The organism is Armatimonas sp. (genome assembly GCF_043757465.1).
In the GTDB taxonomy this organism is placed as follows: domain Bacteria; phylum Armatimonadota; class Armatimonadia; order Armatimonadales; family Armatimonadaceae; genus Armatimonas.
This window is the reverse complement of record NZ_JAYVPL010000137.1, coordinates 1-3770: the sequence shown is the minus strand read 5'-3', so window position 1 is coordinate 3770 and position 3770 is coordinate 1. Positions and strand designations below refer to the sequence as shown.

Sequence of the window (3770 nt, the reverse complement as noted above, 5' to 3'; positions counted from 1 at the left end):
GGCATGGGGCATCCTCCGATCGAGATAAGATGCCTTGATTATGACATGAAATTCTGCTTCAATGTAGGGGGAGAAAATTTATGCCGGGTTGTACTAGTATGTTATTGCGTACAATATTCTCTTTACCGTAGTGCTGGTGAAATGGGGCGCTCTTGGTGCGGTAGACCAGGTTGTTTTCCGCGATAATGCCCGTCGAGCCCTTGTCGAAGTAGATGCCCCAGCCGCCGTAGTCGAAGCTGTAGATGCGGTGGATCTTGTTGTTGTGGATTTTATTGCCAGGTGAGTGCCCGATCCAAACCCCGACAGCGGCAGGACGGAGCCGCCCGCCGTGGGCGAGCAAGCAATCCGTGAGCGTGATGCGCTCCGTCAGGAGGGCTGGGGTTTTCTGCACCCCTTGCTCCCCGATTCGCACACCCCCCGCGCCCGGCCCAAAGCTCAGTGCCCAGTTTCCCGTGTTGCGCACCGTGCAGCTCTGAAAAATAATGCGCTGGCTGTTGGTCACCCGGATCACATCGGGATATTGACCTCCGCTTGATAGAACGAGTTGCCCTCGGGCGGGCAGAGCCAGGCACTATGCGCAAACGTAACACCGGAGAACGTGATATCTCTGTGCCTTCCCAAGTACCAGGGGCTCCACTAGCGGGTAGAAGCCACCGCGCAAGGGGAGACGTAGAGCGTAGCTACTTCCATAGCGCTACCTTCGACAGTCCCCTAGGCTTTCCCTGCCCCATGTGATTCCGCTATTCGGACTTGGCCGCGTTCCTACGGGCAGGCTAAGATAGCAAAAAACCAACCTCAATTTGAGGTTGGTTTGGTGGGAGTTTCGGGGGAAAATGCCCTAAGTGCACCCACGCTGCTAAACTATCGAACCTGCCCACCCTCTCTATTCCTCTGAGAATTCGCCCGTACCAGTCCGCTAAAAGGACTGCCCGTGCAAGCCGCAGTTGAGAATCAACAGCTCACCCTCTTTGATGTGCCGCCAGATCGCACCTGGCGGCTCCCGGAAGCTCGCTCTGACCGCGACAAGCGTATCGCGGTGCTGATGCGAAACATCCTCTGGCAGCACGAGGCGGGGGGCTGCCATGCCTCTAATGAGTTCTTTGCCAGCAATCCGACCATGGGCCTCAAGTGTGATGTGGCAACTATCCGACGCGGTCTAGCCCACCTGGAAGAGTGTGGGATACTCCGCCGTGATTTCGATGCTTTTGGTCAGCGCACTATTGTTCCTCTGGTTACCGTGGAGGAGCTTCTGGTGGCGGGCTGGGAGGCACTGGCCCGCGCAATTGTGGGGATGAGGCAGTGGGCTGGCGAGGTTCGGTCGAAGTGCCGCGAACTGCTTCGGAGTCTTGGGAAATGGCATGCTCCTCAGTTTTCTCAGCCTAAGAATTGCGCGGCCTCTGCGCGGATAATTGCGCGGCCCTCTCCTTATAAAGAGCGTGAAGCGCAGAAGACGACAACAATACAAGGTGCTGATTTTGATACCAAGCGTGTAGGTGTCGTTGTCTCTCCTGCGGAGGTCTCCGAACCAGAATCCGAGGCCGTCACGGTGGCTGTAGAAGCGGGCTTGGATCGGAGCACCGCTCGTCGAGCGGTCGGGGAGAAGCCGCTGGAAGCCGTGAGGAGCGCGGTGAAGGCGGCACGAGCTTACGCAGCCTCGCACGAGGTACGAAGCCTGCCTGCACTTCTTGTGACAGCGATACGTGCCGGGTGGCTCGCGCCCGCGCCGCCGTCGAGCCATGGCAGTGACCACGGCGAACGGGCACAGAGAATTATCGTCGCACCGGCCCAGATGCGAACGGAGACGGCTCCACGGCCTTTAGAGTCTGATGCATCGGCGGCGGCGTGGGAGGCGCTTTCGGAGAACCAGCGGGTGGAGCTTCTTGCCTTGGCGGTTGCCGATGCTTTGGAGACGGCCAGCGAGGCGGAGAAGGCACTTGTACGGCGGCGCGGGGTGGACTCGCTTCCGGTTGTGATGCGAGCCAGGCGCTTGGCAAGAGAACGGGCTGAAGTCCTTGGGGCAAGCGATGCCGGGTAAGCGACGGGACGGCCAGCTCTGCCTTCGGGGCATGGCGAGCATTCGGCCTCGCAAGCCACGCGCTGAAATCGAGGCGCAGGAGCAACGAGCGTTCTTCGTGTGGCTCCGGCTACACGCTCGGCAGTTCCCCGAGCTGCGCTGGGTTCATGCGATCCCGAACGGGCTATGGCTCGGGCCGAAGCGTGGGGCAGATGCGGTCGAGTTGGGGCTGACTGCTGGGGTGTGGGACGTGTTCGTGCCGGTGCCGTCTTCGAGGTGCCACGGCTTATACATCGAGTTGAAGGCAGGACGCAATGGACTGACCGCTGAGCAGGCGGCATTTCGGGCCGCGCTGGAGCCTCTGGGCTTTCGGTTCGTGGTCTGTAGGAACTGGCTGGAGGCGAGAAATGAAGTGGCGGATTACCTCGGTTTGAATGAACTTGGTGGCCAGTGATAGGCCGCTTGGTGGCCGGTGAACCATAGGCCCAAACTGAGCACTTCCGGTATAATGGAATCACGTGGATATTCTTCTTTTTGATCGCCAAACCAAGCAGACAGTTCCGGCTAAGGTCTTGGCATCCATGACTCGGGCGGCGGTCGAAGCGGCGGCGGCGGACTGGGAACCCTCCATTGATGCGGCGATCCAGAGGCTGGCGCTGGCAGGAACGCCGCGCTCGTCATGGCCGGAGCACCTGCACTGGAACTGGCAGCGCAAGGCCAAAGCAATTGAGGGACTGGCGGGGTATCAGACAGTCGGAGTGGAGTGCGCCGGGCAGGTTCAAGGGCTGATGCTCCTGATGACCAAGCAGAAGCGCTGCAAAGAATCGAGCCAGGTCGGGCTTCCTCTGGTCTATGTCCACTTTCTGGAGGCGGCACCGTGGAACCTACGCGAGCTGACTCCCGATCCCCGTTTCGGCGGTGTCGGCCAGGTGCTTCTGACCGAGGCGATCCGCTTGAGTGTGAAGCGTGGCTGGGGCGGTAGAATCGGGCTGCACTCTCTTCCGCAGGCTGTGCCGTTCTACCGCGATACAGTGGGGATGAGCGACCTGGGTCTGGATGCGACCGAGGGACTTCCCTACTTTGAGACAACGCCTGACCAGGCGAGAGCGTACTTAGTAAGGTAAACGAAATGCAGATCAAGATAACCGAGAAATGGCTCCTGGATCGGGGCGCGGCAGACGATATGGATGTGACGGCGGGGAGTCTAGATGATTCCAAGCTGCTGATCGAGACAGAGAAAGAGCGCTTGAAGAGGAGCAAAGCGAGCGTTCGGAAGCCTGCGGCACGCTCCGGGGTTCCTGCAAAAGCGGCTTGAGGCGATGAAATTTGAGTTTACGCAAGAGTGGGCGGAGTCCGTTCCGCTGGAAGAGGATCTACTCGATCCCTCGGCGGGGCGGCTTTCCTATGACCCAGCGGAGCTCGCCGAGCCAGCGACAACGGCCCCGGCGACGCGACGCAAGCCTCAGCCGTCCCGTCTTGCTCGTCCGACTAAAGTCGTCGTGAAGTGAGGCGGGTTTAGCGAACCGTCAGGCAGTGCGTATAAAGCGGCATGACCGAGAACGTTCCTACTTCGCGCCTCTGGTTTACGTCGGATCATCACTTCGGCCACGAGAGTATCCGAACACACTGCCAGCGCCCGTTCGAGTCAACGGAGGATATGAATAGCGTACGGGTACATTCCCCGGAGCTTGCTCCGCGTCCGCTTGGAACGTCCGGGCATCTCTCAGGATGCCCGGTTCCCTTTGAGCTTCGGCTC

6 protein-coding genes and 1 pseudogene are annotated in these 3770 nt (G+C 59.9%); 6 read left to right on the top strand and 1 reads right to left on the bottom strand.

Features of this window, described 5'->3' with window-relative positions; genetic code table 11:
• Positions 1-58: 58 nt before the first annotated feature.
• A complete protein-coding gene (locus ACH2ED_RS19140; RefSeq protein ID WP_395094312.1) occupies positions 59-511 on the bottom strand; it encodes a right-handed parallel beta-helix repeat-containing protein in 453 nt (150 codons plus the stop codon).
• A gap of 420 nt (positions 512-931) precedes the next feature.
• On the opposite strand from ACH2ED_RS19140, the gene ACH2ED_RS19135 reads away from it, so the two are divergent.
• The 6 genes and pseudogenes from ACH2ED_RS19135 to ACH2ED_RS19110 form a co-directional block, all read left to right on the top strand.
• Positions 932-2035, top strand: coding sequence for a hypothetical protein (locus ACH2ED_RS19135; RefSeq protein ID WP_395094311.1), 1104 nt, complete (start codon positions 932-934; stop codon positions 2033-2035).
• Positions 2025-2468, top strand: coding sequence for a VRR-NUC domain-containing protein (locus tag ACH2ED_RS19130; protein WP_395094310.1), 444 nt, complete (start codon positions 2025-2027; stop codon positions 2466-2468). The genes ACH2ED_RS19135 and ACH2ED_RS19130 overlap by 11 nt, the downstream gene beginning before the upstream one ends.
• Before the next feature lie 64 nt (positions 2469-2532).
• Positions 2533-3138: a GNAT family N-acetyltransferase gene (locus ACH2ED_RS19125; RefSeq protein WP_395094309.1), complete on the top strand. Its 606-nt coding sequence runs from the start codon at positions 2533-2535 to the stop codon at positions 3136-3138.
• 5 nt (positions 3139-3143) lie between these two features.
• On the top strand, positions 3144-3329 hold the full coding sequence (locus tag ACH2ED_RS19120; protein WP_395094308.1) for a hypothetical protein: 186 nt from the start codon (positions 3144-3146) through the stop codon (positions 3327-3329).
• 4 nt (positions 3330-3333) lie between these two features.
• Positions 3334-3522, top strand: coding sequence for a hypothetical protein (locus ACH2ED_RS19115; protein ID WP_395094307.1), 189 nt, complete (start codon positions 3334-3336; stop codon positions 3520-3522).
• Positions 3523-3563: 41 nt separating this feature from the next.
• A pseudogene (locus tag ACH2ED_RS19110) lies at positions 3564-3770 on the top strand (hypothetical protein); the annotation flags it as partial.